The organism is Steroidobacter cummioxidans (assembly GCF_003104955.1).
The window spans coordinates 1-6,184 of sequence record NZ_LSRW01000066.1 but is presented as its reverse complement, the minus strand read 5'-3'; the positions used below and the strand labels follow the sequence as shown (position 1 = coordinate 6,184).

Genomic DNA, 6,184 nt, shown 5'->3' with positions numbered 1-6,184 from the left:
TGCCTCCGCGCATCGACTCCAGCAAGATCGACAACACCGAGCTCAACCGCGGACGGCTCGCACGCCGGCCGGTAGAAATCGCCTGGCGTGGCTGGTGGGATGTGGTGTGGCGCGTCCAGAAANCAGCTCGATGCGGACAAAACGTAATCCAATCGTCGCCGGCGGCCTGGCGTTTGTTCGTTCGCACTCCTTGCCGTGTTCCCCAGTCTTGCCGCTGCCGTTGCCATTTATGGCCTGGTGGCCTCGCCCGACGCGATCGCCGCGCAGATACAAACCTTCAGTGCCATGCTGCCGCCAGCTACCGTGGACATTCTGCAAAATCAGTTGCAACAGCTGATCAGCCAGCGCAATCAAACGCTCAGCATCGGCGTCGTGATCGGCATCGTGGTCGCCATGTGGAGCGCACGCAAGGGCATGGTCGCGCTGATTACTGCGGTCAACGTGGCGTACAACGAGCATGACCACCGCTCTTTCCTGCAACGATTGCTGCTCTCGCTCACATTCACGGTGTGCGGAGTGCTCGGCTTCGTGGTGATGGTGCTGATCGGCGTGGCCGTGCCGATCGTGCTTGCCTTCATTCCCCTGGGCTCGGCTACTCAATGGGTCCTGCTGGTCGTACGCTGGGCGCTGCTGTGGGTCATCGCAGTATTTGCACTCTCGGTGTTGTATCGGATCGCTCCGCATCGAACGCGCCCGCGTTGGGAGTGGGTCAACGCAGGCTCCGTCATCGCCGCGACGCTCTGGCTGCTCGGCGGCGCGCTGTTTGCAATCTATGTCCGCAACTTCGATTCCTTCGGTCAGGCATACGGCGCCATCGGCGGCGTGGTCGTGATGTTGATGTGGTTCTATGTGTCCGCTTATGTCGTGATCCTCGGCGCCGAGATCAACTCCGAGCTCGAGCGGCAGACACTGAACGACACGACCATCGGCCCCATCAAGCCGCTTGGCGAGCGCGGCGCGTTCTCGGCGGACACCGTTGGCCCCCGCGGTTGGGCGTGGAAGCGCACGACCAAACCTTGAGCGGGAGCATGACCGCGGGCAAGCGCTGACCACCAGCGCCAGTGTCTTAATCTGCCGACGCCCAACGGAGCTCCGCGAGCCCCGGCCCGGCCCGTGAGGCGCAACCTGCTATGCTTGCCCCGCCTCGAACAACGACGATGAAGGGAAAAGCGGGTGATTTCTTATCTGCGACTGGGCGCGGCGCTGCTGTGCGCCGCGCTGGCCGTGCCGACTGACGCCAGCTACGCGGGCGTCAATACGTGGACCATCAAAGGTCCACCGGGCGGCTCATTCGGCGAAGTGCGGGCGAGCTCGACCGCCGCCAATGTTTTCTACGCCACCTTCAGTCGCAGCGTGCATCGCTCCGTCGATGGCGGGGTGACCTGGACGATCGTGCGCGATTTCGCCAGCCAGGTGAACAGCCTCGCGGTCGACCCGACCGACGGCAATCGCCTGTACGTCTCCGTGCTGGATCACGGTGTATTCCGTTCAGATGACGGCGGGCAGAGTTTTGCTCAGGTGGCACCGGCCGGCGCGGGCGTCTGGGGCATCGGCACCAACGGGGCCACGACTTATTACGCCAGCGGCAACCAGATTTTTCGCAGCGCCGATCGTGGTCAGTCCTGGTCGGCGGTGACCTCCCCGCAACAGACCTTCAGCAAGATTCTGGTCGATCCGCACAATGGCAATGCGATCTACAGCTTCAGCGGCCAAGATCTGATCAGCAGCACTGACGGCGGTGCCTCGCCCTGGCTGCAAACCAAAGTCAACCCGGACCCCGACGACACCAGCACCTTGATCTATGACCTGGCGCTGCTGTCGCCGACTCATCTCATTGCTGCCAGCAACAATGGCTTGCGCTACTCCTCCGATGGAGGAGCAACCTGGGCGGTCGGCAGTAGCGGTTCGTATAAGTCCGTCACCGTGGACCCAGCAACGCCCGGCCGGGCGCTCGCCATCGGTTGGGGCCTGGCCTCGCTGCTCGTGACGACGGACTACGGCGCCACATGGAATATTCTCGGTGCAACCCCTCCGTTGAAAGCCGAGGGCGTAGGCATCGATGCCACGGCGCCGACGCGCATCGTCGTGCTCGGCGCGCAGGGAGCGCTCTTTTCAAAAAACGACGCGCAAACCTGGACCGAGGCGACGCAATCGCCGATCGCGTCCAATCCAACGCAATTCGCCACGACAGTTGCTGCCAGTTCCCGGATCTACACCTACACCATCGGTGGCGGTAACGGGCTGTTCTCCGCCAGCGGCGACTCCAATTGGAAGCGTTTGAATCTGGCAGCGGCGCAGGCCTTGAGCCCATCGTCCGAATTCGGCCAGGCGAGCCTCGCCGTCACGCCGGGTGTGCCGGATTCGATTTTCTTCGGTGCGTTCAATCGAGGTGTGTTCCGCTCGGTCGATGGCGGCCAGTCATGGAGCGCGCCCAACATGGATCTCAATGGCTTTTCGCCACAGGTGTTCGCCTTCGATCCGCAGGATGCGAACACGATGTATGTAAACGTCTATACGGTGTCGTCGACGCCGGCCGCAGGCGTGTATCGCAGCACCGACGGTGGTGCAACGTGGTCGCCGTACAGCACGAATCTGCCGACGAATCTGTTCGGCATGGACATGCAAGTCGATGCGGCCGATCCGACGCGAATGTTTCTCGGCGTCTATCAAGGCTTCTTCGGCGGAACGCCGGGAGGTTTGTATCGCTCCGTCGACCGCGGTCTGACCTGGAACCAATCGTTCACCGGCCAGGACGTACACAGCATCGCCATCGATCCATCGAACCCCGCGCGCGTCTATGTCGCGACGGAGAGCGGCTTGCAGGTCAGCAATGATGGCGGCGACACGTTCGCCGTAGACAATCGATTCGCCATGATCGCCCGTGATGGCGCCAGCTCGGTCGTCATCGATCCGGTGGTGCCGACGACGATTTATGCGGCGAGCCTCGATCCGGGATATTCGTTTGGCGTGCAACGCTCGTCTTCGATCCTTCGCTCGGTCGATGCCGGCCAGACCTGGGAAGTGCTGCGCGCGGCCGCGGATGCCGGTGGCCCGTGGTACATCGGCCAACTGGTGTTGGATCCCAATCGTCCGTCGATGATTCATGCCAATACCGGCGTGCGTGGCGCGGCCACGTTTGAAGTCGCTCCGGATCTGCACGTCGAGATCAGCGGTCATAGCGGCACTCGCCCCAAAGGCTACGAGTCCACGTTCAACATGCGAGCCGTGAACAATGGCCCGTATCACGCTACCGCTGTGAAACTCTCAGCCGCGTTGCCCCCAGGCTTGACGAATGTGAGCATCACCGCGGACCGAGGCAGCTGCTCGACCACGACGTGCACCATCCCTGTGCTGCGAGTCGGCGAGGAAGTGACTGCTGTCGTGACCTACACGACACCCACCGCCGCCCTCTATATTCCCGTGACCGCGACAGTAACGGCGCATGAGAACGACGCCAGCGCTGGCGACAACTCGGCGCAAGCGTCGGCGATCGCGGGTGATGCAGGCGATCTTGGCATCGCCATCGCGCCGTCCAGCACCCGCGTCACGCAGGGAAGCAACGTTACTTACACCGTGACTGTGACAAATCGTGGCGTGACTGCGGCGGATGAAAGCATCGTCAATTTCCGGCTGGGCTCGAGCTTCACGCTTGGTTCGTTGCCTGGCGGTTGCAGCCCGACCACCGGCGGCGCGTCTTGCACCCTGGGCCCACTTGCACAAGGCGCCTCCCAAGCTCTCTCGTTCACGGCAGTGGCGACGAATGTCGGCTCAGTTCAGGCCACGGCCGATGTCTCATTCGGCTCGACCATGGCTGACATGCATCCTGAGGACAACGAGGCAACCAGTTCGGTGACGGCAACGACCCCGGTTCCCAGCGGTAACGACGGCGGTCACAGTCGCGGTGGCGGCGGCTCGATGGATCTCGTCACACTGCTGGGTGGATTGTTGCTACTGTTCGCACGGCGACGACCGACACGCGCATAATTCAGTCATCATGACCATGCACACCCGCCCTTTCGGCCACACCGGCTGGAATATTGCAGATATTGGCTTCGGCGCGTGGGCAATCGGTGGCTCGTGGGGCGATGTCGATGAGGCTCAGGCGCGCGATGCGTTACGCGCGGCACTCGAGACCGGAACAAATTTCATCGATACCGCCGATGTGTACGGCGACGGCCGCTCCGAGCGGATCATTCGCGAGGTCTTGAAAGATTGGCAGGGTCAGCGTCCCATCGTCGCGACCAAAGCCGGCCGGCGTCTGTCTCCCCATGTCGCGGACGGCTATACCCGAGCCAATCTCGAAGCGTTCATCGATCGCAGCTTGCAAAACCTGGGCGTTGAGACCCTCGATCTGGTGCAGCTGCATTGTCCGCCCACCGACGTTTATTACCGCCCCGAAGTATTCGAAGCGCTCGATGCGCTAGTCGCGACGGGCAAGATCCGTCACTACGGAGTCTCGGTGGAAAAGATCGAGGAAGCGCTCAAGGCCATCGAATATCCCGGCGTGACCTCGGTACAGATCATCTACAACATCTTCCGCCAGCGACCCGCGGAGTTGTTGTTTCGCGAAGCCAAGGCTCGCCAGGTGGCGATCATCGCTCGCGTGCCGCTGGCCAGCGGCCTGCTGACTGGCAAGCTGACGCAGCACTCGCAGTTCTCGCCCGACGATCACCGCAATTTCAATCGCCATGGCGAAGCGTTCGACGTCGGCGAGACTTTCTCCGGCGTGCCCTACGACGTCGCGCTCGAAGCGGTCGAGTCGATTCGTCCGTGGGTACCGCAAGGCGTGTCGATGGCGGCGTTCGCCCTGCGATGGATTCTGATGGAAGACGCCGTGTCGGTGGTGATTCCCGGGGCGAAATCGCCGGCACAGACGCTGGCGAACGCGGCCGCAAGCGAACTTGCGTCATTGCCCCCAGAAACAATGCAAGCGCTCCGCTCGCTTTACCAGCGGAAGATCGCCCGCCACGTTCACCACCGTTGGTAACGGTTACGCCGCCACCACACCTTTGGCCTTCGCGGTGTGGGCCGAGATCAGATCCATCAGTGCCGGCGACAGGCAGTCATAGGGCGTCAGGCCCAGCTCGGTCAGCCGCGCACGGACCGCGCCCATGTTTTCGGGCTTCGCGCCGGACTCGATGATGGACGAGACGAACGCCGCGAACTCCGGCGCAGCCCAGCCCTCATCGCTCGACAGCTCGACATGCACGAAGTCGAAGCCATAGAACGGATGGTTCTTGTTTTCGATGCGGCCATACATGTGCGTGCCGCAGACGGTGCATGCATGGCGCTGGATCGCCGCTGACTCATCGACGATCTTCAGCTTCTGCGCGTTGGCCGTGACTTTGAGCTTGTCGCGCGGAATGACCGCGACCATCGAGAACAGCGAGCCCTCCGGCTTCCAGCACTTGGTGCAGCCGCAGACATGATTGAAGGCCACATCGCCTTCCAGCTTGACCGTCACCGGATTGTCCTTGCACTTGCAGGTCAAGGTGCCGCCGGCGAAGCCGGCTTTACCGGGCTTCACGCCGCCATCCACCGACGGATGAATTTTCAAAGCGCTCATGGTCATTCCCCCAGACGTTGTTGATCGATCGCCTTCAGAAGATCGCGACGCTACGAATCGACTCGCCCTTGTGCATCAGATCGAATGCATCGTTGATGCGCTCGATGGGCATCTGGTGCGTGATCAGCTCGTCGATCCTGATCTTGCCGTCCATGTACCAGTCGACGATCTTCGGCACATCGGTGCGGCCACGCGCGCCGCCGAAGGCTGAGCCCTTCCAGACGCGGCCCGTCACCAGTTGGAACGGCCGCGTGCGAATTTCCTGACCCGCCCCCGCCACGCCGATGATTACGGACACGCCCCAGCCACGATGGCAGCATTCCAGCGCCTGCCGCATCAGATCGACGTTGCCCACGCACTCGAAGCTGTAGTCGGCGCCACCATCCGTGATGTTCACCAGATGTGCCACCAGGTCGCCGCCGACCTCTTTCGGATTCACGAAATGAGTCATGCCGAACTCTTCGGCGAGCTTGATGCGCCCTGGATTGATATCGACGCCGACGATCTTGTTGGCACCGACCATCCGCGCGCCCTGGATCACGTTCAAGCCGATACCGCCCAGGCCAAACACCACGACATTCGCGCCCGGCTCTGTCTCTTATACACATCTGACGCTGC

3 protein-coding genes and 2 pseudogenes are annotated in these 6,184 nt (G+C 62.4%); 3 read left to right on the top strand and 2 right to left on the bottom strand.

Annotated elements, in window-relative coordinates; all coding sequences use genetic code 11:
* Positions 1-192 precede the first annotated feature (192 nt).
* From D0550_RS26170 to D0550_RS26160, 3 genes and pseudogenes are all read left to right on the top strand, one after another.
* Positions 193-1,020 (top strand): annotated as a pseudogene (locus D0550_RS26170) (YihY/virulence factor BrkB family protein); the annotation flags it as partial.
* Between the two features lie 153 nt (positions 1,021-1,173).
* A complete protein-coding gene (locus tag D0550_RS26165; RefSeq protein ID WP_116812148.1) occupies positions 1,174-3,984 on the top strand; it encodes a DUF6242 domain-containing protein in 2,811 nt (936 codons plus the stop codon).
* A gap of 16 nt (positions 3,985-4,000) precedes the next feature.
* Entirely contained in the window at positions 4,001-4,987 is a 987-nt protein-coding gene (locus D0550_RS26160; protein WP_116812150.1) for an aldo/keto reductase, read from the top strand.
* Between the two features lie 3 nt (positions 4,988-4,990).
* Here the strand turns inward: D0550_RS26160 and gfa are convergent, their stop codons facing one another.
* Together gfa and D0550_RS26150 are read right to left on the bottom strand one after the other, a co-directional pair.
* Positions 4,991-5,572, bottom strand: coding sequence for an S-(hydroxymethyl)glutathione synthase (gene gfa / locus D0550_RS26155; protein ID WP_116812147.1), 582 nt, complete (start codon positions 5,570-5,572; stop codon positions 4,991-4,993).
* A gap of 28 nt (positions 5,573-5,600) precedes the next feature.
* Positions 5,601-6,164, bottom strand: a pseudogene (locus D0550_RS26150) (zinc-binding dehydrogenase); the annotation flags it as partial.
* Between the last annotated feature and the right edge of the window lie 20 nt (positions 6,165-6,184).

What these genes read in the sequence shown, in the direction of transcription:
- D0550_RS26160 (WP_116812150.1), top strand. Translation starts at nt 4,001, where the DNA reads ATGCACACCCGCCCTTTCGGCCACACCGGCTGGAATATTGCAGATATT.
- gfa (WP_116812147.1), bottom strand. Translation starts at nt 5,572, where the DNA reads ATGACCATGAGCGCTTTGAAAATTCATCCGTCGGTGGATGGCGGCGTG.